The organism is Neobacillus sp. DHD-1R (assembly GCF_057747995.1).
Window position 1 is genome coordinate 4,150,932 of the sequence record NZ_CM173232.1, and the last position, 24,007, is coordinate 4,174,938.

21 protein-coding genes and 2 pseudogenes are annotated in these 24,007 nt (G+C 37.3%); 3 read left to right on the forward strand and 20 right to left on the reverse strand.

Annotated features, from left to right (window positions below; all coding sequences use genetic code 11):
• Positions 1-162: 162 nt before the first annotated feature.
• The 12 genes from AC3ANL_RS20535 to AC3ANL_RS20590 form a co-directional block, all read right to left on the reverse strand.
• On the reverse strand, positions 163-2,061 hold the full coding sequence (locus tag AC3ANL_RS20535; RefSeq protein ID WP_488326214.1) for a XylR N-terminal domain-containing protein: 1,899 nt from the start codon (positions 2,059-2,061) through the stop codon (positions 163-165).
• The gene (locus AC3ANL_RS20540; protein ID WP_488326215.1) at positions 2,062-2,340 is read right to left on the reverse strand and encodes a 2Fe-2S iron-sulfur cluster-binding protein; all 279 of its coding nucleotides are present in this window, start codon (positions 2,338-2,340) and stop codon (positions 2,062-2,064) included. It abuts the gene before it with no gap.
• Between the two features lie 123 nt (positions 2,341-2,463).
• Positions 2,464-3,384 carry a catechol 2,3-dioxygenase gene (locus AC3ANL_RS20545; RefSeq protein ID WP_488326216.1) on the reverse strand — a complete coding sequence of 307 codons (921 nt, stop codon included), beginning with the start codon at positions 3,382-3,384 and terminating at the stop codon, positions 2,464-2,466.
• A 320-nt stretch (positions 3,385-3,704) separates the two neighbouring features.
• Positions 3,705-4,130: a DUF4395 domain-containing protein gene (locus tag AC3ANL_RS20550; RefSeq protein WP_488326217.1), complete on the reverse strand. Its 426-nt coding sequence runs from the start codon at positions 4,128-4,130 to the stop codon at positions 3,705-3,707.
• Between the two features lie 132 nt (positions 4,131-4,262).
• Positions 4,263-5,027, reverse strand: a complete 765-nt coding sequence (gene aroD / locus AC3ANL_RS20555) for a type I 3-dehydroquinate dehydratase (RefSeq protein ID WP_488326218.1) — start codon at positions 5,025-5,027, stop codon at positions 4,263-4,265.
• A gap of 40 nt (positions 5,028-5,067) precedes the next feature.
• A complete protein-coding gene (locus tag AC3ANL_RS20560) occupies positions 5,068-5,613 on the reverse strand; it encodes a shikimate kinase (protein ID WP_488326219.1) in 546 nt (181 codons plus the stop codon).
• Positions 5,614-5,811: 198 nt separating this feature from the next.
• The gene (gene nikC, locus AC3ANL_RS20565) at positions 5,812-6,711 is read right to left on the reverse strand and encodes a nickel transporter permease (RefSeq protein ID WP_488326220.1); all 900 of its coding nucleotides are present in this window, start codon (positions 6,709-6,711) and stop codon (positions 5,812-5,814) included.
• A gap of 14 nt (positions 6,712-6,725) precedes the next feature.
• Entirely contained in the window at positions 6,726-7,733 is a 1,008-nt protein-coding gene (locus tag AC3ANL_RS20570) for an ABC transporter permease (protein WP_488326221.1), read from the reverse strand.
• Between the two features lie 80 nt (positions 7,734-7,813).
• Entirely contained in the window at positions 7,814-9,430 is a 1,617-nt protein-coding gene (locus AC3ANL_RS20575; protein ID WP_488326222.1) for an ABC transporter substrate-binding protein, read from the reverse strand.
• Between the two features lie 47 nt (positions 9,431-9,477).
• Entirely contained in the window at positions 9,478-10,446 is a 969-nt protein-coding gene (locus tag AC3ANL_RS20580) for an ABC transporter ATP-binding protein (protein WP_488326223.1), read from the reverse strand.
• Positions 10,427-11,440 carry an ABC transporter ATP-binding protein gene (locus AC3ANL_RS20585; protein ID WP_488326224.1) on the reverse strand — a complete coding sequence of 338 codons (1,014 nt, stop codon included), beginning with the start codon at positions 11,438-11,440 and terminating at the stop codon, positions 10,427-10,429. The genes AC3ANL_RS20580 and AC3ANL_RS20585 overlap by 20 nt, the downstream gene beginning before the upstream one ends.
• Before the next feature lie 227 nt (positions 11,441-11,667).
• Entirely contained in the window at positions 11,668-12,432 is a 765-nt protein-coding gene (locus tag AC3ANL_RS20590; RefSeq protein ID WP_488326225.1) for a MerR family transcriptional regulator, read from the reverse strand.
• A gap of 100 nt (positions 12,433-12,532) precedes the next feature.
• On the opposite strand from AC3ANL_RS20590, the gene AC3ANL_RS20595 reads away from it, so the two are divergent.
• Together AC3ANL_RS20595 and AC3ANL_RS20600 are read left to right on the forward strand one after the other, a co-directional pair.
• Positions 12,533-13,648: a GIY-YIG nuclease family protein gene (locus AC3ANL_RS20595; RefSeq protein WP_488326226.1), complete on the forward strand. Its 1,116-nt coding sequence runs from the start codon at positions 12,533-12,535 to the stop codon at positions 13,646-13,648.
• 200 nt (positions 13,649-13,848) lie between these two features.
• Complete coding sequence (locus AC3ANL_RS20600; protein WP_488326227.1) at positions 13,849-15,339, forward strand: peptide MFS transporter; 1,491 nt, start codon at positions 13,849-13,851, stop codon at positions 15,337-15,339.
• Positions 15,340-15,467: 128 nt separating this feature from the next.
• On the opposite strand, the gene AC3ANL_RS20605 is transcribed toward AC3ANL_RS20600, so the two are convergent.
• Positions 15,468-16,745: an ATP-binding protein gene (locus AC3ANL_RS20605; protein ID WP_488326228.1), complete on the reverse strand. Its 1,278-nt coding sequence runs from the start codon at positions 16,743-16,745 to the stop codon at positions 15,468-15,470.
• Between the two features lie 242 nt (positions 16,746-16,987).
• Between AC3ANL_RS20605 and AC3ANL_RS20610 the strand changes: the two genes are divergently transcribed.
• Entirely contained in the window at positions 16,988-17,815 is an 828-nt protein-coding gene (locus AC3ANL_RS20610) for a DegV family protein (RefSeq protein WP_488326229.1), read from the forward strand.
• Between the two features lie 65 nt (positions 17,816-17,880).
• Here AC3ANL_RS20610 and AC3ANL_RS20615 read toward each other — a convergent pair whose 3' ends face one another.
• The 7 genes and pseudogenes from AC3ANL_RS20615 to AC3ANL_RS20645 form a co-directional block, all read right to left on the reverse strand.
• Positions 17,881-18,624, reverse strand: a complete 744-nt coding sequence (locus tag AC3ANL_RS20615) for an amino acid ABC transporter ATP-binding protein (RefSeq protein WP_488326230.1) — start codon at positions 18,622-18,624, stop codon at positions 17,881-17,883.
• 15 nt (positions 18,625-18,639) lie between these two features.
• A complete protein-coding gene (locus AC3ANL_RS20620) occupies positions 18,640-19,299 on the reverse strand; it encodes an amino acid ABC transporter permease (protein ID WP_488326231.1) in 660 nt (219 codons plus the stop codon).
• A 66-nt stretch (positions 19,300-19,365) separates the two neighbouring features.
• Entirely contained in the window at positions 19,366-20,148 is a 783-nt protein-coding gene (locus tag AC3ANL_RS20625; protein WP_488326232.1) for an amino acid ABC transporter substrate-binding protein, read from the reverse strand.
• Between the two features lie 168 nt (positions 20,149-20,316).
• Positions 20,317-21,234 (reverse strand): ketopantoate reductase family protein, encoded by a 918-nt coding sequence (locus AC3ANL_RS20630; RefSeq protein WP_488329787.1) that lies wholly within the window; start codon positions 21,232-21,234, stop codon positions 20,317-20,319.
• Positions 21,235-21,256: 22 nt separating this feature from the next.
• Positions 21,257-22,327, reverse strand: a complete 1,071-nt coding sequence (locus AC3ANL_RS20635; RefSeq protein ID WP_488329788.1) for a branched-chain amino acid aminotransferase — start codon at positions 22,325-22,327, stop codon at positions 21,257-21,259.
• A 270-nt stretch (positions 22,328-22,597) separates the two neighbouring features.
• Positions 22,598-23,290: pseudogene (locus tag AC3ANL_RS20640) on the reverse strand (GntP family permease); the annotation flags it as partial.
• A 69-nt stretch (positions 23,291-23,359) separates the two neighbouring features.
• Positions 23,360-24,004, reverse strand: a pseudogene (locus AC3ANL_RS20645) (GntP family permease); the annotation flags it as partial.
• Positions 24,005-24,007: the final 3 nt, after the last annotated feature.

The window sequence follows — 24,007 nt, forward strand, 5'->3', positions numbered from 1 at the left end:
TAAAAATTACCCAATTTTTCATTTTTACTGAAAATAAAAGGTTTTTATTTTGGAAACGCTTACATTTTAAGATGTTAGATTATACATTTACTATGCATTACATCATACGAAAAAAGATACAACTCTCTCCATCATTAATGGATTAGCTGCATCTTTTTAGAGTTATATACTATATTTAGAAACCCTAAAATCAAGGTCTCCGATAATATTTAAGGCTTGAATTGATAATAAAAGTTGATAACTGGTGATGGGATCTCGTATGTCTTTTTGCAGTAGTTCTTCAATTTTAGAAATTCTGTACCGTAAACCACCAACCGATAACGATAAAGAATTAGCGGTATTTTCCAAATTCCCGCCGGTTTTTATAAAAGAGTAGAGGGTTTTGATTAATTCAATGTTTTTCGGATTATTTACTTTTAATTTTCCTAAAACACTTCTTGCCCATTTCCTCACATCTTCTACATTATTTTCATTGATTAAGACCCCAATAATCCCCAAACTATCAAAAGTGATGATCGGGTTATTTTTTGAAACCATTCTACTTGCCGTGATTGCCTCCTGGTAAGCATTTGACGCTTCCTTAATAGAATCAGTTTTCTTACTCACTCCAATAAAAAAATCACTGTTTTGATATTGATTAAGAAGAAAGTCGTGTAGTTGAGTAAAAAAGTTTGATTGATCCCTTTTCTTCCTCTGTATCTCCGTTACCAATAAAATAATTCTTTTTGCACTCTGGCTAATTAAAAAGTGACGTTTTTGCTGATTGCAAAAACCTGAAATCACAGCAATTAGTTCTTTGTGAAAACCTAATTCATTCATTAGGTTTTCCTGTTGAATGGAATATTCTATAACACCTAGCCAATATTGTTTGGTCAAATCCAGTTGTATAAAACTAGCTTTTGCAATAATATCATCATTAGATGAATAATGACCACTAAGAATTTCATCAAAGAAATAACCTTTCATCTGTTCAAACGAATCTAATTTTGTCTTTTCAAATAAAAGACAAAGGGAACAGACTGAAATTACTTTTTCCATTATCATGTGTGCAAGATTCTCTTGGTAATCCTCTGGTTGGAAGGAAATAAACGTACAAAATCCTGAAAGCTTCGAGTGTATATAAAGTGGAGAGATAAGCATTGAGTAGGATTCCGTATGATGAACGATTGTGTGGACTAGCTGTTTGGATGAATTTTTATTCAGTTTTCCTCGGAACATCTGTTTAAATTCAAGGGTTGCTTTTTCTAATTGTATCGTGGAAAAACCGCTTGATGCTATCGGCTGACCCTGAACTGAATAGATGGCAATAGGAATCTTTGTTAATTTATAAATTTCCGTCATTATTTCATTCAAATTTTTACCTTTTATTACTTCCTCTGTTAGCTTTTTATGTATTTCACTAGCAGTTATCCTGTTATCACGTTCTTGCAGCAATTTTTCATAGGTTAACTCTAATTCTTCAATAATTGTAGTCTCTTGCAGGTAAGATAACTCTTCTTTAATGGCATTGCCCCATTGTGAAACCGTTTTTCCAATTGCCCGACAGCCACTTCCTCCAGCAGCACGGCAGCAAACCTCTTTAAAAATAACGGTTTCACTGGTTACTTCCGATACAAAACCACTAGCATAACCAGCTAGAGTAAAACAAACGGGTGAAGAATCTAACCCAATTTGACTAATATGTTCGGAAGCTTCGTAAGAATTTTCCCAGATGCTTTCCATTAGTAAATGTAGTTTGAACTCTTCTTTACTGATTACTAATTTAGTCGTCTTTGACGTAACGTACCCTTTCAATGAATGCAGTCTAGGTCCAATCTCCATCAATTCATTTAATGTCAAGCTCGGCACATTTTCTTTACATTCCTTCGCATCCCGCATCCCTAGATTAAACCCGTAGCGAAATAAAAATCCTTTAGCCCTATCTTGACCAATATTATTAATAAGATCCTTTCTTAAAGAGCCAAATGCATGTGTATCAACAAGTACTGAGCCAGCAGGAACCAAAAAGTTATAAGGTGTTCTCACCTCCTGCCCATTAGAAAATGGGGAAGCTGTCTGCATTTAATTCACCTTCTCCTTAATCAACTCAAATTCTAAATCACTTAAGGGATATGTTTTACACAGCAAAATACTTTGATCGTAACGCTCCTTATTAGATAAAGCCTCCTTTGAATATAAATCCATTCGATACACCCCTTGAATGACTTTAGCCTTACACATCCCACAGCCGCCATTTGCACAACCATATGGTACCTTCACCATTTGTGTCCGCGCTGCTTTTAATAAATTCGTTTCTGGTGAACAGGAAAAAGACCTTTCATTGATACTTATTCTAAACATATCGATTCACTCCTCTAACATTTCATGAATTTTTTCTGAATTTTTTTCATAAAAAGAAGGCTGTCATTCAATTGAACAGCCTTCTTTATTAAAGGTGAATTAATGTAGCAAACAATGAAAAATTTAGGTTAAGGCCAAGTTAAAGGATTCGACTAATTCACGGCGATGATAAAAGATCCCTGCTCCAATCTGATCTTCTGTCCAAGTAATAGTTGGGAAGTCCGCATAAGTTATATAACCACTTGCGAACGCTTCATTTCTGTTTCCAGACGGGTCAAAGAAGTAAACCGTTTGGCCGCGTGTAATTCCATGTCTGGTTGGAGTAATTTCTACTTCAACATTGTTTTTGGATAAAATATCAGCCGCCTTTAAAACTTCATACCAATTATCTACATAGAAACCAGTGTGATGTATTTTCGCATCAGGTCCTTTAATAAAAGCGATATCATGTGCTTTGTTAGTGGTAGTTAAGAAGCTTCCAATCAATTCTTCTCCATCAACACTGACAATTTTTTCACTTTGTTTAAAGCCTAGGACTTCAGTAAAGAACCTGGTGGTTGTTTTTATGTCATCTCCAGCTAAAAGAGCGTGGTCGAGCCGATGTGGGGCAATACCTCTTAATCCATCTGGCCATGGCGGAGGATTGATTTTTCCGGTTGCTAGTCCTAAATGTTCAATATCAGTATATAATTCTACAAAGTGCCCTGTTGGAATTTGAAAACGGATCGCTTCCCCTTCACTTAGCCGAGTGCGGTTTGAAATGCGCGATACCTTGCAGCCAAATTGTTCTACCTTGTATTCTAGTAATTCCAGTGCGGCCGTATCAGCAACCTTAAATGCAATATGGTCCATACCAGCGGAGTCTGATTTTTGGAGTATAAGACTATGATGATCGTATTCATCCCAAGCTTTAAAATAAACACGGTTTTCATCCCGGCCAGTAATATCTAAACCAATGACATTTTTGTAGTAATCAACTGATTTTTCTAAATCAAATACCCTTAGTTCTAGACGTCCAACTCTTAAGATTCCGTTACCGTTCATTTTCTCCACTCCTTATATTTTTTTGTTGTTATCTTTTCAAACATTATGCCTGCTCCCATTTTATCGGATTCGTTTTTTGTTACCGCTTTCATTTTTTTAGTCAATTACCAATGATCCTGACATTGAATCTTTTCTAGTCCTTTTTAAAATCATCTCCCTTATACATAAATTACGAATCTAATTAAATAGTATTAGCTGACTGAATATTAAACAACGACACCAATTGTCTGAAAATATCTAGAGATTCAACACCAAATGCAACAACAACAAAGCCCTTGCAAATCTTGCAAGGGCCTTGTTGTTTATTAAATTTAATACAATTATTGGAGCGTCCGTCTATATTTATATTGCTTCCATTGGAAATGAATAAAACAGCCAATACAAAATCCCAAAATAGCTACAAATGCAGCAACAGCAACTAAGATGGTAAAAATATAACCTACTGTGTTCCATCCTGCTAAATAGCTAACAAAGCCTATCCCAAGGCAAGAAACGGCAATGGTTTGATTAAATTGCTGCTGCTCCCAGTCTTCAGGGATGTAAGCCTTTGGCTCCTTCCGCAAAAATAGTTTTGCCAGCTGCATAATTGGATTAAACCCGAAAATAAGTCCTAATAGCCCTGAAAGAAACGGTATTAATAAAATCCACTCCATATCGGTCACCCATGTGAACAACACACTTAAAACTATAACCCATTGGTTTGTTTTTACAAGTGGACGAGGGATTGAACGAATAATTTCTGACAATTAATTCCCCACCTTTCATATTGGAATTATATGCTTAACCATATGAATAGTGTAACTGGAATGAATTTATTTGTATAGCAGTTTTTTTAGAATTAAAAACAGCACCCAAATAATGAGTGCTGTTCTAATCATTTAAAGACTTTCGTGTAGCAGGTTTAATACGCTTCGTAATTTCTGTACAGCCACCTGCCCTGGTGCAGACGCATTTTTTGCCGCTCCAAAAGTAAGCGCTGAGCCAAATATTTCGCCAGCCAATCGACTAATAACACCTTTACCAGCCATCGACATGGTAATGATTGGCCTGTCAGCGTACTTTTCGACCATAGTATTTGTTGCGTCTAGGAGAGTTAATACATCGGCTGTATTGGTTGGCATCACCGCTATTTTCGGTAGGTCACCGCCCAATTCCTGAGATTTCCGTAAGCGAGAAACAATTTCCTCTTTAGAAGGAGTTTTATGAAAATCATGGTTAGATATAATAACGTAAACATTATTTGCATGAGCATCGTTAATTAATGATTTAACATCATATTCTACATTAAATAACTCCACATCAACGATTTCAATCAAACCAGTCTCTAAAATCGCTTTATTTAATTCAAAATAGAAAGCAGTGCTGACTTCCTTTTCGCCGCCTTCTTTGGCACTGCGAAAGGTGAAAATAAGCGGAGTCTCCGTAAGAATAGAACGAATTTCATGAAGGGCTTCCTCCACTTTCTCAATTCGATCAACATGTTCAAAGAAATCCACGCGCCATTCCACAATATCTAAATCAACTGTTTTTAAGTAGTTTGCCTCTTCTATTAATTGGGCTAACGTAGTCCCTACCATTGGTACGCAAATTTTCGGTGTCCCTTCCCCGATTGTTACGCCTCTTACAGTAACCGTTTTTTTCACCTTCACCACCCCAGTCTCTATAATTCTTCTAAAAATTTATTTAATCATGTAATTCCCACGTTAATTTTAAAGATTCAACAATATAATCGGCAACTTCTTCTTCATCTTGATTATCAGTCACTACTTTGGAATGATGGTCAGCGTAGATTTCTTGTCGATTATAAAAAAGTTCTTCAATCTCATCTATCGTTTTCCCTTGTAGAACAGGACGGCTATCAATCAAAAGACTAATACGATCCTTCCAGTTTTCCCAAGATAAATCAAGGAAAATAACTAAGCATGAAGATAAACATATCTGTTTAATTTCTTCTTGTAAAAAAGCCCCGCCACCGACGGAAATAATTTTCATTTTATCATTGCAAAAACTGGTAATGAGAGTCTTTTCTCTTTCCCGAAAAGCTTTCTCACCGATTTCATTAAAAATTTGTGAAACCGGCATTTTGTATTCTTTTTCAATTTCTTCATCAATATCAACAAAGTCCCGATAAAGTTTTTTCGCAACCGCTTTACCGATTGTCGTTTTCCCTACACCCATAAACCCTATAAAAACAATACTCATTTCTTTTAGAGAAACATCACGTTTCATATTTTCACCTCCCTTAAGGATAAGAAAACATGACAATTTTTTCGAAAAAATGTGCCGTTATCTTGTAATAATTATAATCTTTCCCTGTATATAAAAACAATGAAATTCATTTTTTTCATGTTACCAATTGAGCAAATTAGAAAAAATATTAAAAGACCCCTAACAGGAGTCTCATTCATCATAACGGGCATTATGTGCTTAGTTTTTCATTTTTGGATCGAGCACATCCCGTAGTCCATCGCCCATTAAATTAAAACCTAGCACGGTCAGCATGATCGCAACCCCTGGGAAAAAGAGTGTCCATGGTGCTTGTGTAATATAATTCTTCGAATCAGCAAGCATTTTTCCCCATTCAGGGGTTGGTGCTTGAGCACCCATTCCAAGAAACCCAAGTGCTGCTGCTTCGATAATGGAGGTGGCAATGGCTAGTGTTGCTTGGACAATAACCGGTGAAATACTGTTTGGTAATATATGATGGAAGAGAATTCGGGTATCCTTCATGCCAACAGCTCTGGCTGCCATGATATATTCTTCCTGCTTCACACTCAATACCTTCGAGCGAACAAGACGTCCAAAGTTTGGAATATTAATAACCGCAATCGCAATCAAAGCGTTTTGCAGTGACGGCCCCAAAATAGAAACAACCGCAATCGCCAATAGAATACTTGGAAAGGCCAGCATAATATCAAAAATACGCGAAATAATCGCATCTACCCAGCGCCCATAATATCCAGCAACAATTCCTAGTAATGTCCCCGCCACAACTGAACCTAAGACCGAAAAAAATCCAACCCATAAAGATATCCGTGCACCATAAACAATACGAGAAAAAATATCACGTCCAAAGTCATCCGTTCCAAACCAATGGTCACTTGACGGCGGGAGCATCCGATCACCCAACACTTGCTCTTTAAAGCTATATGGAGCAATGATGGGGGCAATGATAGCGAGAATGATAAAAAAGACAACAATTCCTAAACCTGCTAGTGCTAAGCGGTTTTTATAAAAAGAAATCCAGGCTTCCTTCCAGGGAGGTGTCAGCTTTTCGTCCACAGCATTCAGAGAAAGATCTGCTGCATTTTTTGCAAGTTCTGCCACTTATAATCCCTCCTCTATTTCGTATATTTAATTCTTGGATCAACAAAGACATACAAAAGATCCACAACTAAATTAATGAGAACAAAGATTGCCGCAATAATTAAAATCCCTGACTGAATAACTGGATAGTCACGATAACCAATGGCGTCATATAAATATCGGCCAATTCCAGGCCAGCCAAAGATTGTCTCCGTCAAAATGGCTCCTCCTAAAAGAAGACCTGTTTGCAATCCGATAATGGTCAATACAGGGATTACCGCATTTTTTAAAGAGTGTTTATAAACCACCCAAAACATACTAAGTCCTTTCGCCCTTGCAGTACGAATATAATCAGATTTCATAACTTCCAGCATGGTGGCACGAGTCATTCTTGCAATAATGGCCATTGGGATGGTGGCAAGAGCCAAGCTTGGCAAAATCAAATGTTTAAGAACGATTATAAACTGATCGAATCTTCCTTGTAACAGGGTATCTACTAAATAAAGATTCGTAATCGCAGAAACTGGATCTCTAACATTCTCTCTTCCTGTCGTCGGAAGCCAGCCTAATTCGATTGAAAACACCCATTGCTCCATTAAACCAAGCCAAAAAATAGGTAATGAAACCCCAATCAGTGCAAGGACCATCGCGACATAATCAAACCATGATTTGGAAAACCAAGCACTGACAATTCCAGCATTTACTCCAACTATAACAGCAACAAACATTGCGACTATTGTAAGTTCCGCAGTAGCTGCCAAATAGGACCAAATTTCTTGGTTAATGGGGCCCCTTGTCCGAAGTGAAACGCCTAAATCTCCATGAAGTAATGCGTTAATATAATCTACATACTGTATGTACCATGGCCTGTCCAAGCCTAGTTCCTTCGTTAACGTGGCAATCGATTCTGCTGTTGCTCTTTGACCAAGAATAACTTGAGCTGGATTTCCCGGAATGGCATGGATAATAGCAAAAACAACGAGAGTCATCCCGATTAAAACAGGTATTAAAGAGAACACACGCCGGACTGTATAAGTAAGCAATTTTTTCACCTCTTTAAAAATACGTGCTTGAGTTTAGTAGGCAAAAAGGGAGGCAATGCTCCCTCCCCTTTCTGCCAAAATTATTTAAATTCCACTTTTGTCAGTGCTTCTGAACCAGTTGGGTGTGGTAAATAATTCGCCACATCTTTACCTGCTGCTAACAATGGAGTGGAGTGAACAAGTGGAACCCAAGGGGCATCATCATGGATAATCACTTGCGCTTCTTCATAAAGCGTATTACGTTTAGCTTGATCTGTTTCTGTCTGTGCCTTAATTAAAATATCGTGTAATTGGTCATTGCTATATTGGGAGTAGTTATTGCTTCCAATGCTGTCTTTATCAAGCAATGTATATAAGAAGTTATCAGGGTCACCATTATCGCCTGTCCAGCCCAGCATGAACATATCAAATTCACCTTTTGCTGCTTTATCTAAATAAGTAGCCCAGTCAACCGATTGAATCTTGGCTTTAACACCAATTTTACTTAAGCTCTCTTGAATCACTTCTGCAACCTTTTGTGCTTCTGGCATGTAAGGACGAGCAACAGGCATAGCCCAAAGATCAATATTAAATCCTTTTTCATAACCTGCTTCTTTTAACAATGCCTTCGCTTTCTCTAAATCGTATGGATATGCCTCAACTGCCTTATTATAGCCTTCGATGGAAGGCGGCATAGGATTGACAGCAGGTAACGCTTTTCCGCCATAAAACGCTTTGATGATGGCCTTTTTATCTACCGCATAGTTAATAGCTTGACGAACGAGTTTATTATCAAACGGTTTACGAGTAGTTGTTAAACCTATATAGCCCACGTTCATAGATGGACGTTCTATCACTTGAAGCTTGTCGTTCGCTTTAACAGTAGCCTCATCTGAATTGTTTAGACCATCCATTACGTCAATTTCTCCATTGGCAAGTGCATTTAGACGAGCTGTATTTTCAGGAATGACACGGAAAATAACTTTGTTTAGCTTAGGCAAGCCTTTTTGCCAGTAGTCAGGGTTCTTTTCAAGCGTAATGGTGTCATTTTCTTTCCACTCAACAAATTTAAATGGTCCTGTTCCAACAGGATTTTGTCTGAATTTGTCACCGTACTTTTTAATTGCTGTAGGACTTGCAATTCCAAACGGAGACATTGCCAGGTTTTTCAGGAATGGTGCTTGCGGTCTAGTCAAAACAAATTGAACTGTATTTGCATCAACTGCTTTCACCTCTTTAATCACATGTCCTGCTTCTCCTTTATATCCACCAAACATGGTATAGTAAGGAAAGCTGTCTGCGTTGCCATTCATCCAGCGGTCAAAGTTAAATACAACCGCTTCGGCATTAAAATCGGTGCCGTCATGGAATTTTACTCCTTGACGAAGCTTGAAAGTGTAAGTTAAACCATCAGGAGTAACTTCCCACGATTCAGCAAGACCTGGGTTAATAGTGGTATCTTGCTCACCATATTGGATTAATGTTTCAAAAATATTTTCGGTTACTTTAAATGTTTCACCTTCCGTTGAGGTGATTGGATCAAGTGATGTAGAATCTCCTCCACGGCCATAGACTAATGTATCCTTTTTCGTTTCACTACCAGAAGCAGGTTCTTTCTTGCCACCGGTTGCTTCATTGGTTTTGCTGTTACAGCCAACTAAAAACATGCTGATGGCTAAAAGAGAAATCAACAGCAGTTTAAACGATCTTTTCTTCATACGTTTTTACCCCCTGTATTTACTTTTTTTATCATAAATGCCGCAAATCATTTGTTATATAAATGACATGCTGCAAAATGACCGTTCAGATTTTGTTCTGTTGGTCTAGTCGTTTTACAAATCTCCATCACCTGCGAGCATCGTGTATGGAAGGCACACCCTGAGGGTGGATTGGCTGGACTGGGAATCTCACCCTCAATTAAAATCGTTTCTCTCTTAATATCAGGATCTGGAATTGGCACAGCAGATAAAAGCGCTTTCGTGTAAGGATGCAGGGGATTTTGATATAGCTCCTCACTTCCAGATAACTCTATCAATCTTCCTAAATACATCACGCCAACCCGATCACTTATATGTCGTACAACACCCAAATCATGTGCGATAAATATGTAGGTTAGTTGAAACTCCTTTTGGATATCCTTCATCAAGTTTAGGACTTGGGCCTGAATGGATACGTCCAATGCTGATACAGGTTCGTCTGCAATAATTAGCTTGGGTTTTGTCATCAAGGCTTTGGCAATCCCAATCCGCTGACGCTGACCTCCGCTGAATTGGTGCGGGTATCGCTTGGCATGGTAGCTGCTTAAGCCGACTACCTCAAGCATTTTTCGCACTTGCTTCCTTCGTTCATCTTTAGTGCCTATGCCATGTACAATGAGTGGTTCTTCAAGAATTTGTTCAATCGAATGCCTAGGGTTCAGCGATGCATAGGGGTCTTGGAAGACCATTTGGATATCGCGGCGAACTTTTCTCAATTCAGATTTTGACATGCTAGTAATCTCTTTATCTTCAAAAACGATCTTTCCTTCACTTGCTTCAATCAAACGCATGAGCAGACGGCCAGTGGTCGATTTCCCGCAGCCGCTTTCACCGACAATCCCCAAAGTCTCTCCTTTTTTAACGTAGAATGAAACGTCATCAACGGCTTTGACTTCACCCTGTTTTCTTCCAAAAAGCCCTCCGGTAATCGGAAAGTACTTTTTCAAACCATTTACCTCAAGAAGTAACTCCGACATGCTTGTCATTCCCCTCCTTCAATGTATGTAGGAAACAGCGCACCTCATGTCCATCATTTTCTGTTTTAAATAATTCAGGTGCTTCTTCACGACACTGACCAAATACTTCTGCACATCTTGCTGCAAAGCGGCAGCCCTGTTGAATGGTTCCTGGTGCCGGGACTGTTCCAGGAATGCTGTAAAGACGGTCTTTTTTTCCTCTTATTTCAGGGACTGATTTTAACAGGCCTTTTGTATATGGATGCTGAGGATTTTTGAGGATCGTTCTGACATCACCCTGTTCAACGATTTGCCCTGAATACATCACAATCACGCGTTCGCAAATTTCTGCTACAACACCTAAATCGTGCGTAATGAAAATAATAGATGTATTTGTTTTTTTATTTAAATCCTTCATTAATGCAAGAATCTGTGCTTGTATGGTGACATCTAGTGCTGTTGTAGGCTCGTCCGCAATCAGCATTTTCGGGTTGCAGGCCATCGCCATGGCAATCATGACCCGTTGTCTCATCCCTCCCGATAATTGATGGGGATATTCTTTGAGAATGCTCTCGGCTCTCGGAATTCCAACAAGTTTTAATAACTCAATACTTCGAATGATGGCTTCTCTCTTATTGAGGTTCGTATGTAATCGTATGGCTTCGATTAATTGATTTCCAACAGTAAATAGTGGGTTCAATGATGTCATCGGTTCCTGAAATATCATTGAAATTTGATTACCGCGGATTTTCCGCCACTCCTTTTCGGAGATATTTTTCAGGTCTTTACCTTCAAAAATAATTTGACCATGCTCAATTTTTCCAGGCGGCGATGGAATTAATCCTAGGGTGGCTAGAGAGGTGACACTTTTCCCACTACCAGATTCACCTACGATCCCGAGAATCTCTCCTTCTTTTAAGTTAAAACTAACCCCATCTACCGCAGGTAAGAGCTTCTTTCCAGACTGAAATGATACTTTTAAGTTTCTTATTTGCAGAATAGGTTCTTTACTCATCTTTACACCTACCTAATGATTCTATTATTTAATAATTCTGTTCTGTCCGAAATATTATAATATAATAAATTTTAAAACTATTATGACATATATCACTTTATTGTCACTAGCGAAATTTGTCGATAAATAAAAAATAATAAAAAAAGCCTAATACCACGTTAACGCTTTAATACAGCGTGGTATTAGGCAACCAAGGTTTCTAAATAAATTTACCTGTTATATTAATATTATTTCTTCACACCTGTGTAAACGTGAATTGCATCTCTTAAAAATGCGGCTGTTCCTGGCTGTTCCTTATCATAGTAGGCTGTAAATCTTTCATCATCTACATACATTTGCGCTAGTCCAGCATGGGCCTCCTTACTGTATTCATTCCAGTAATAGCATAGCCATTGTTTGTGAAGTGCGGCTGCCTTTTGTGCTAGTTCTCCAGCTGGGTCACTTGTTTTATAAGCTTGTGCTAAGGTGACCATCACTTGTTCTGCTAAGGCAGTGACCTCGGCATGTTGCTCCTCCGTCATATTCATTACTTTTTTATTTGATTGATCAACTGTATCGTTACCATATTTTCGGCGAATTTCTTTGCCATATTGTTTTTCGTTATCATCAATCATTTTTTTCTTAAAACCCTCGAACTTTTCTTTATTAGACATGTTCATTCTCCCTTCTGTTAAGGCAATGGTTTTATCCACATTAGCAATTAATGTTTCTAATTGCTGCTTTTTTTCAAGGAGTTTTTCACGATGTTCTTTAAGTGCGGCTGCACCATCAAAGGAGGAAGCTGTGACAATATCTTTTATTTTATCTAAACCTACGTCTAACTCCCGATAAAAAAGAATTTGCTGTAACCTATCTACTTCAGCCTGCCCATAGATCCGATACCCTGACGAATTGATTCTTGCCGGCTTCAGGATTCCAATCTCATCATAATACCGAAGTGTTCTAGTGCTCACTCCTGCTAAGCTGGCCAGCTTTTGCACTGTATACTCCATTCGATCACCTCCTTATATATCCACGATATACCTTTACGCAACGTCAAAGTCAATCAATTATTTTATGATAAAATACTAAATAGGAATGGGAGGAATGAAGATGAACGTAAAGGAAAAAGTAAAGAACCTTCCCGTCACCCCAGGTGTATATCTTATGGAAGATTCACAAGGCAGGATTATTTATGTAGGTAAGGCAAAAAACCTTAAAAATAGAGTAAGTAATTACTTCCAAAATTCGAAAGCACACCCACAAAAGATCAAGAAACTTAAGGCAAATATTGCAGATTTTAACTACATTCTGACAGATACAGAATTTGAAGCATTTATGCTGGAATGTAAATTGATAAAGGAATTAAAGCCCCTATTTAATAAGAAGATGAAAAATCCACAATCTTACGCATATATCAAATTCCGTGATGAAGGAAGATACTCTCGAATTGAGGTTGTACCTCATTTCAAGGATGACGGAGATCTTTATTTTGGACCATTTACAAGCAAACACACTGTGGAAAAAGCCATCCAAGGAATAAAAGAATTCTATAAAATCAGCTGCAGCGGCTCCTCCCATAAGAATTCCCCCTGCTTGAATTATTCGTTAGGATTGTGTATTGGTATTTGTTTTAAGGAAGAGGCAGTTGAACAGTACAAAAGAATAGTGAACAAAATCACCACTTTACTGAGTGGAACTGATATTAGTCTGGTTGAAGAAATGAAACAACAAATGAACGAGGCAGCGAGTAATGCCGAATTTGAAACAGCTGCAAAATTCAGAGACTATCTCGAGATCATCCATTCGCTCATTAATAAAGAAAAAGTAATTGAATTTACAGAGGCAAATAAAAATATTGCCATCATCGAATACCTTAATGATCACATCCTCAAACTTTTCCTTATTAAAGGCAATAAAGTTTTGTTTAGTGAAAAATATAAACTTGAGAATGATTGTCTAAATCACCATATTAAAAACATGCAGGCATCTATTTTATCGACTTTAGTCGGTAATACCTCTACAAACACGGTAGAGGTTAGCAAGGATAATTTAGATGAATCACAAATTATCTATCGTTACTTAAACAGTAGCAATTGCAATTATTTAATTATACCTGAGGAATGGTTCGACAATAATAATAGCGACTTTGAAACATCTCTGTTGAATATGTTGGAAAAGGCCATAACTACACCTAAAAATCTAAAAGAATCAAATTCTCTTCTATGACTTTGTTCCTAAAATTATAAAAAATTCTCCTAAGTCTGAATAAATTAATTATTTTAAAAAAACTTTCTTTAATGGACGCAATTTTTAAAAGTACTGAGTTATCAAGGTTTTCATCAATCAAACACTTATTTTCCAAAAAAAGTTTTTGACAATTCAAACATACAGAAAGTATTATAGAATAATTAAAGGGAGGTTGTAAAATGTCAAACACAAATAGGCAGAAAATTGTGGAAAGTGTACCTCAAAAAGGATTCTTTGGACATCCTAAGGGCTTATTCACTCTTTTCTTTACAGAATTTTGGGAACGATTCTCTTATTATGGAATGAGGGCAATCCTCGTTTATTACATTTATTATGAGGTTTCCCAAGGTGGATTGGGATTGGACAAAAATCTTGCCCTTTCTATCATGTCCATTTACGGTTCTCTTGTTTATATGTCCGGAATTATTGGCGGATGGCTGGCTGACCGTATATTTGGTTCCTCAAAAGCTGTATTTTATGGTGGAATATTAATCATGTTCGGTCATATCGCCCTTGCTATTCCGGGCTCTGTTACTTTATTCTTTGTTTCCATGGTTTTAATTATCCTTGGTACAGGCATGCTCAAACCGAACGTATCCAATGTTGTAGGTGATATGTATAGTGAAACTGACAACCGTCGTGATGCCGGATTCAGTATTTTTTATATAAGTATTAACCTAGGAGCATTCATTTCTCCATTAATCGTTGGATCTCTAATGGATTACAGTTTCCACTTAGGTTTTAGTATCGCTGCTGTCGGTATGTTCGCAGGCTTAGTTATTTTTGCCCTAACAAAAAAGAAAAATCTTGGTCTTGCTGGTCAAACTGTAGCAAATCCTCTATCAGCTACTGAGAAGAAAAAAGTCTTTACCTATATTGGATTAGCCATTGTTGTAATTGCAATTATATGTGCAATTACCATTCCTGCCGGAATTTTAACGTTTGATACCTTTATTAATCTTGTAGGTATTCTTGGAATTCTCATTCCAGCAATGTATTTTATTGTTATGTATCGCAGCAAAAAAACAACATCCGTAGAACGTTCTCGACTCATTGCATATATTCCGTTATTTATTGCCTCTGTTATGTTTTGGGCCATTCAGGAACAAGGTTCAACCATCTTGGCAAGTTATGCAGATACACGTACACAACTGAACTTTGCTGGTATAAAAATTTCTCCTGCATGGTTCCAATCTTTAAATCCTTTATTTATCATCACCTTAGCTCCTGTTTTTGCATGGTTGTGGGTGAAATTAGGAAAAAAAGAACCAACAATACCGCAGAAGTTCTCTTTAGCTTTATTATTCGCTGGTGTATCATTCCTAGTAATTCTTCTGCCTGCTTATTTTGGCGGAACAGATTCGCTTGTAAACCCATTATGGTTGGTTTTAAGCTATTTAATCGTTGTGCTTGGTGAATTATGTTTATCACCAGTAGGATTATCAGCAACTACTAAATTAGCTCCTGCTGCATTCTCAGCACAAACAATGAGCTTATGGTTCTTATCAAGTGCGGCTGCACAAGCACTGAATGCACAATTGGTTAAATTTTACACTCCTGAGAATGAAATGGTCTACTTTGGTGCCATTGGCGGTGCCTCTATCGTTCTCAGTATATTACTATTAATGCTCGCACCTAAAATTCAAGGCTTTATGAAGGGTGTTAGATAAATTTTTTTAAAGAAAGGTACCTGTTCTTCCTTTCCATAACGGATGGAGAACAGGTACCTTTCTTTATTTTTCTTTTTTACCCTTATCGTACACTTTTCTAACCTTAGCTATCCCTACTTTCGAGTCTACTATTTTGACTCTCTAAGTCCTCCATTTTCGACGATGTCAAAACTCGGAAATTGAATCGTAAAAATCGAGCCTTTTCCTTCCTTACTGTCGACCATTATTTTCCCCTTCATCGATTGAATAAGTTGAAACGAAATCGTCAGACCAACTCCAGTTCCCTTTTCTTTTGTAGTATAAAAAGGCGTTCCCAATCTTTTAAGTTGGCTTCTTGTCATTCCTCTTCCACTATCAGTAATCTCAATGGAAATAATACCATCCTGCTTATATGTATTAACTCTCAGAACTCCTCCGGTATTCATTGCTTCGATACCATTTTTTATAATATTAACTAATACCTGCTTAATTTCACCCTTATTCCCTTTAATATAAAGTGACTCTTGGATATCCGTACTAATAGTGATGTTCTGTATATTCGAATAGGAGGTCATCAAGGCAATCGTCTTTCTTACCTCATCTGAAATATTTAATAACGACAGTTCTTCTGTATTCGGCTTTGCAAGTGACAAATAATCATTTATGATGAGTTGTGCATGATCTAATTCACCTAGGGCAATTTTAATATAATCTTTCTGTGTACTGTGCAAATTATCATCGTCTGAGATTAACTGTAAAAAACCTCGTACCGATGTCAACGGATTTCTTACCTCATGAGCAACCGATGCGGCTAGCTGACTAATCACATTTAGTTTCTCATCTTTTTGCAATTGTTCGCGTAATTCAATCTGTTGATTGACATTTTCAATGATATACATGACCATCATAAAGCAAATCCAAGTGATAGTATAAAAAAGCATCATAAACTTAATTTGCTCTATTTGCTTTGTTTGGAAGAGTGTAAGCATGACGATCATTGTGTTTACCCAAAAAACCAAACTAACAAACACTAGTTTTTTCTTCTTATTATATGATTTAATCTGATTGCCCATAAAAAGGAGGACCGCACAAGTTAGTGAATAATTTAGCACGACAACATAGAATCCAGCCCCGCCAATGATAAATCGATAAATTATTAACACAATCCCGACAATCAAACCTGGCAGAGCTCCACCATAGACGAAGGAAATGATAAAAGGAATGATTCTAAAATCATATACATATCCTTCAGAGAATTCGATTGGATAGGACATTGTAAAAATTAAGACGAGTAACAATATTAGGGTAAGCTTTAGATGTGTTTTACTGCGTTTACTATTTTTTTCATGAAAAAACAAATGATAGACTAATATAGGAAGGAGGACAATTAATATCTGATACAAAACAACTTGAACATCAATTGGCATTAAAAACTCCTCCAAAGTATATAGATTTAGTAAATTGGTATGATAAATAATAAAATGAATGACTTTTCTTTTAATCCAGTTTTAATTATTATACCAAATACTTTATGTAAGCACTGTCTTCTTTTCCTATATTATATAAGGAATTAGTCTTAGGTACTCTTTCATTTTATATTTATCCATATAGGAAGTAAAACTGTTATACTAAAATATATTCCATTAAATTAATAGAGAGGGAAAGGTAAATGATTAAAATCATTACAGACAGCTCAGCTGATCTACCAAAAGAATTAATCGAGCACTATAATATTACAATGGTTCCATTGACAGTTACCATGGATGACCAAGATTATTTAGAAAAAGTAGATCTTACACCGAAGGAATTTTTCACAAAAATGTTTTCTACGGATATCCTTCCTAAGACATCACAACCCTCCCCTGCCTCGTTTGCTAAGGCCTTCTCCCAATATGATATGGACACTGAAATCCTTTGTCTTACCATTTCATCAGGGCTTAGCGGCACCTATCAATCCGCTTGTATTGGAAAGGATTTGTCCAATGCCAATGTAACCGTCTTTGATACTTTAGCGGGATCATTAGGACATGGTCTCCAAATTATTCGAGCGGCTGAACTTGCTCAACAAGGACATACAATGGAAGAAATTGTGGCTGACTTAACCGTTTACAGGGAAAAAATGAACATTCTTGTTCTTTTAGATACATTAGAGAATATTGTTAAAGGCGGGCGACTTAGTAAATTCCAAGGATCCTTGGCCAAAATTTTGAATATCAAAGTAGTGTTAGAAAGAGTGGCCGGAGGGAAAGTAGAGATTTTAGAAAAAATAAGAGGAAAAAAGAAGTTTCACCGAAGGGTCCTAGAAATCATTGAAGAAAGAGGAACCGATTTCTCAGACCTTATCTTCGGAATTACACATACAGGAAATGAAAAAGAGGCTGAATCCATAAAACAGGAACTGATCAAACGGTTTCACCCAAAAGAAGTTATTGTCAGTTATATGGGCGCGACAATGGGAACATATGCAGGCAAAGAGGGAATGATTATTTCTTTTTAAATGAATAAAAAAGGATAGCACAAAAGGCTCTGATCCTTTTGTGCTATCCTCTTTTGACTATTCAATTAGAAGCTCCTGTTCAAGAAGGCTTTTGTCCGGTCATGCTGAGGGTTTGTAAATATTTCTGACGGATGACCAGATTCCACAATTTCCCCATCATCCATAAAAATAACTTTGTTTGCCACTTCTTTAGCGAATCCCATCTCATGTGTGACAACAATCATCGTCATATGTTCTTCTGCTAAATCCTTCATGACCTGCAACACCTCACCGGTTAACTCTGGATCCAATGCTGAGGTAGGCTCATCAAACAACAGGATTTCAGGATCCATCATTAGTGCCCTTGCAATCGCCACTCTTTGTTTTTGACCACCAGAAAGATTGGCAGGGTATGCCTTAGCTCGATTTGTAAGGCCGATTTTTTCCAGAAGTTCAGTGCTGCGCTGGCGAAGTTCTGAAGTTGTTTCCTTTTTTACCAATCGAGGGGCCATCTCTAAATTTTCTTGAACGGTCAAATGCGGGAACAAATTAAAATGCTGGAAAACCATACCCATTTTGGAGGTAATCTGCTTAATTTCTGGCAGTCTTGGATACACGCCATCCTTAACTAGATAATCACCGGCAACTAAAATGCTTCCTGCATTAATTTGTTCGAGATGGACCAAACTGCGAAGCATCGTACTTTTTCCGGAACCGGATGGACCAATTACAGCAACTACATCATTTTTATTTACATTAAAGGTAATTTGCTTTAATACATCAAGCTTACCAAACGACTTTTTTAAATTAGAAACTTCAATGATTGCCATACATAGCCCTCCTCTCTATTCAAATCTAAACCTTTTTTCGATCCATTTAAATATAAGCGTCAATATGAGTGTCATCAGTAGATAAATAATACCTGCGACCAAAAAAGGAACAATCGTAAAGTCGCGATTTACTGCAGTTTCCGCAAAGTGTAATAATTCCGGTACTGCAACCGCATAGAGCAGCGCTGTGTCTTTAACAAGTGTAACGGATTCGTTCGCCACTGCCGGAAGGGCAATTCGAAACATTTGCGGCATGATAATTCGTGTGGTCATGTGCCATTTATTTAAACCAAGTACCTGTGATGCTTCATATTGTCCTTTATCAATCGCAAGTAAGCCGCCGCGGAAGATTTCTGCGAAATAAGCGGCATAATTTAAAATAAACCCTAAACAAGCTGCAACAAAACGGTCTAAAACCAAATACTCACCAATCACAGGGATCATTGGCAAACCAAAACAAATAAATAATAATTGTAATAAGAGGGGTGTACCGCGCATCAAGTAAATATAGCCTTGGGCAAGCCAAGACAACGGCTTAATATTGCTCCTTACAGCCAGTGTTAATAAAAAGCCCAATGGAATCGACACGATAATCGCAATAATGAACAAAAGAACGGTCATCTGAGCGCCTTCGAGCATTGGTTTAAGAATTGAAATAATATAATCTACCGACATAGATGGATTCCTCCAAAAACAAAACAGGGTTTCCATCGGAAATCCTGCTTTGCTATATATTCGTTTTTACTTTAATACTTTATCTTCCCCAAACCACTTATTAGAAATTTCAGAGGCAGTGCCATCCTCATTCATCTCATCAAGTGCTTTTTGAAGTTTGTTAAGTAGTTCCTCATTTCCTTTTTTCACACCCACACCATATTCTTCAGGTGCAAGAGATTCTTCAAGAACTTTAAAAGAGTCTTTTTCTTTTGTCATATAATAATTTATGACAACCTCATCAATTACCACAGCATCCAAACGGCCGCTTTTTAAATCATTTAAGGCAAGAACATTGTCTTTAAACTCAGTAATAGTCTTAATTTTAGACTTGATTGGACTTTCATTTAAGGCATCAGACGCAGAAGACAAGGATTGTAGTCCGACAACTTTACCATCTAAATCAGCTAGCTTAGTAAGCTTTGAATCAGATCGTGTTACAACCACTTGAGCGTTTTTTAAGTAAGGTTTTGTGAAAAGTACTTTCTGTTTACGTTCATCGGTAATAGTATATCCATTCCAAATTAGGTCAATCCGACCGCTGCTGAGTTCAGACTCCTTTGTTTTCCAATCAATTGGCTGGAATTTAACGGTTGCTCCCATCTTTTCTGCAGCTGCTTTAGCATAATCGATATCAAAGCCAACAATTTTGTTATTTTCATCTCTGAATCCCATTGGGGCAAATTTATCGTCAATGCCAATGACTAAACTGTTATCACTTTTTTTATTCTCTGATGTACTATTGGAGCAGGCAGTAAGAACAGAGAATACTGCTGCAATGCCTAGTATTATCGTTGCTAAACGTTTCATTTAATGTAAACCACCTTTTATAAGATTATAAAATTGCTTTAGTACGTTACCATATTATCATGCTACCACATTATAACACTATAATAGTTTACAACACAATATCTTTATTCTACAAAAACAAAAAAGAACCCCACCTTACAGCACCGATCGTTGCAAGGTGAGGTTCTGTTAATATTGACTTTCGATTAATGTAATTCTATTGTATAACTCCTGGTTAGTAGGTGTAGGGACGCCATATTTTTTACCAAGTTTCACCACTGTGCCGGCAAATAATTCCACTTCACTGAAACGTCTAGCTTCCACATCTTGGGCCATCGACGGTTTTCCTTCCGGACTTAAGGTGCTTAATACATTTAACCAATACTCTAAATCGTCTTCCCTTAAATGAACCCCTTCCCTTTCCGATAGGGCAATGACCTCTTTCATGGCAGATACCATCATATTCCTTGCAGGTCCTTCATTTTGAACATCCCCATAATTGCCTTTACATACAGCAACAGTTTGATTTACCCCTACATTAAGCATAAATTTTCCCCATTGCCTTTTGTACATATTGGAATCCATTTCATATGGGACATCCACTTTTCCAAAAAACTCTGCAACCCGCTTTACCTTTTGTGACACCAAGCCGGGTTCCCTTTCACCAAAGCAAAGCATGCCCATATGGTCATAAGTCAGTTTATTCCCAACTTTAACGGCATCCATGCCTTGGGCCACACAGTATAAGACTTTATCCATACCATAGGTTTCACCAATAATGGATTCACTCGTAATTCCGTTTAACAAGGATAAAATAATGGTGTGTTCTCCGACATGATTTTTCACCGCCTGAATCGCATCATGTAACCCATTATATTTTACAGCGAAAATAAGCAAATCCGCTGGTTCACATTCTTCTTCAGGCGTAACATAGTGAAAATGACACCTTTCACCATTACAATACACTCCGTCCTCATCGTATCTCTTAATGCGTTCACAATCAGCAATAATTCGTAAATCGTCTGGACGCATCTTCTTAGATAATTGATTCCCAAATAAAATCCCCAATGCGCCTAGACCAATAATAGAAACTGTTTTAATCGTCATCACTCACTATTGACCTTTCATCTTATACTCTAAATGTCCATCCGAATGGATCTTGTTCTGTTCCATTTTGAATTCCCGTCAATGCATCATATAATTTTTGAGAAAGTGCACCTATTTCTCCGTTATTTATAACTAATTTTTCATTTTTCCATAGGAGTTCCCCTACTGGTGAGATAACTGCTGCAGTTCCTGTCCCAAATGCTTCCTCTAATAAACCATCGTGGTAAGCTTGCTCCACTTCATGAATGGAAATTTTCCTTTCCACTAACGGTACATTCCAATATTTTAATAGCTCAATAATTGATTTTCTTGTTATCCCCTCAAGAATACTTCCATTTATTGCTGGAGTAACCACTTCGCCATTGATTTTAAAGAAGATATTCATACTTCCCACTTCTTCAATGTATTGATTTTCTCTTCCATCTAACCAAAGTACTTGGGAATAACCGTACTGACTGGCAACTTCTGATGCCTTTAAACTGGCCGCATAATTTCCTGCCGTTTTTGCATTACCAGTTCCACCTGCAACAGCTCGCACATATTCACTTTCAACAGCAATTTTAACTGGGTCGATTCCCTCTTTGTAATAAGCTCCTACTGGCGACATAATGATCATAAATTTATATTCTTTTGCGACCGCAACACCTAGGTATGGTTCTGTCGCAATTATAAAGGGACGAATATAGAGGGAAGTACCTTCCGCTCCAGGAATCCAATCCCTGTCAATCAAAATCAGTTGTTTCAAGGCGCTTAATGCTAATTCCTCATCAATTTCTGGCATACACAAGCGGTCATTTGATCGGTTTAGCCTTTTCATATTTTCATCTGGCCTGAATAATAAGATTTCTTCATTTTTGGTCAGATATGCTTTCAGCCCCTCAAAAACTGTTTGACCATAATGGAAGACTGTAGCTGCAGGATCTAGAGTAATGGGTTGATAAGGGATAATTCGCGCGTTATGCCAACCTTCCCCCTCCTTATAATCCCAGACAAACATATGGTCAGTAAAGGTTTTTCCAAACTCTAGTTTGTCTGCTGATTGTTTTTCCTTTTTAGTTGTACTTAATGTAACATCAATTTTTAATTCCTTCATCATATGTCACCCATCCTTAGTTCTTTTGAACCTGTTCGATTCTTTGTTATTTTAATAAAATATATTATCTCATAATTATAATACTATTTTGACTATTTTTTCATCTTTTTTTTCTTGGTTCCAATTTAAATTATGGAAATGCTGTTGTGAAGCGGAAAATTAGACGATGAAGTGTGTTTTTTTAGCGAATGTGCCGCTTTTTTTGCCGAAAAAAAGCAAGTAAACTTGTCCATCTAAGACAAGTCTACTTGCTTGTGTTCCCTTATTTACTTAAACAAGTCCAGTTACTAAGTATACTCCGATGATAAAGAAGGCTGCGATTGTTTTAATAATCGTTACAGCAAAAATATCGCGGTAGGACTGCTTATGTGTTAAACCGGTGATTGCAAGTAAGGTGATAACAGCTCCATTATGTGGAAGTGTATCCATCCCGCCAGAAGCCATCGAAATGACACGGTGCATTACTTCGAGCGGAATACCAAATTGATTTGCTAGTTCAATGTATTTATCTGCCATGATTCCTAGTGAAATAGCGATACCAGCTGAAGCGGAACCAGAAATGGCTGATAGAACATTTGTCGTAACAGCTCCATTTAATAATGGGTTCGTAAATAATTTTGCAATCCCATCTCTTGCAATTGTGAAACCAGGTAAATTTGAAATGACGGCACCAAAACCATATTCGGTCGCAGAGTTCATGATAGCTAATAAAGCACCAGCAATCCCTATGTTCATACCATCTTTGAAGTTCATAACAACTGGTTTTCGATTGTACAATATGGTCGTTAAGATACCAACAATAAGGGCAATTTCAACTGACCAGATTCCGACAACCTGTGAGGTTTCAATGTTTGGAAAATTTAATCCAATTTTTGAAAAATCAAAGCCATTGGGATACCATTTTGGAATAAATGATGTAAGTACTTTATTTAATACACCTACAAGGACAACTGGAACAAATGCTAATATTTTCCTAGCTACACTTTCATTTTGGTCTAAATCAATCTCGATTTGTTTTTCTTTAATTGTTCCGAAGCTGTAATAGCCTTCGCCTGCTTTTTCTGCTTTTTTACGACGTGAATTTAAATAAAGCATACCAACTGTGAAGATAAAAATGGCTCCAATAATCCCAAGCGTTGGTGCAGCATAAAGATCTGTTTTGAAAAATGTTGTTGGGATTACGTTTTGTACCTGTGGTGAACCTGGAAGTGCATCCATTGTAAAAGTAAATGACCCTAAGGCAATCGTACCTGGAATTAATCGTTTAGGAATATCAGACTGTCTGAAAAGGTGTGCTGCAAATGGGTAAACAGCAAAGGCAACAACGACAAGACTGATACCGCTGTAGGTAAGGATGGCACACAATAAAACAATTACTAGCATCGCACGTTTACGGCCTACTAATTGGATAAGAGTTGTCGCAATCGAACGGGCCAAACCAGACATTTCTACTACTTTACCAAAAATTGCTCCTAGTAAGAAAATTGGAAAGTAAAGTTTAATATATTCAACCATTTTTCCCATGAAAACGTTTGAGAAAAAAGGAAGAACAAAATCTGGATTTGTTAAAAATACCGCGAATAATGCACATAGTGGTGCAAACATAATGACTGAAAATCCCCGATAGGCGATAAACATTAACATTCCGAGGGCTAATAAAATAATAATTAATTCCATATG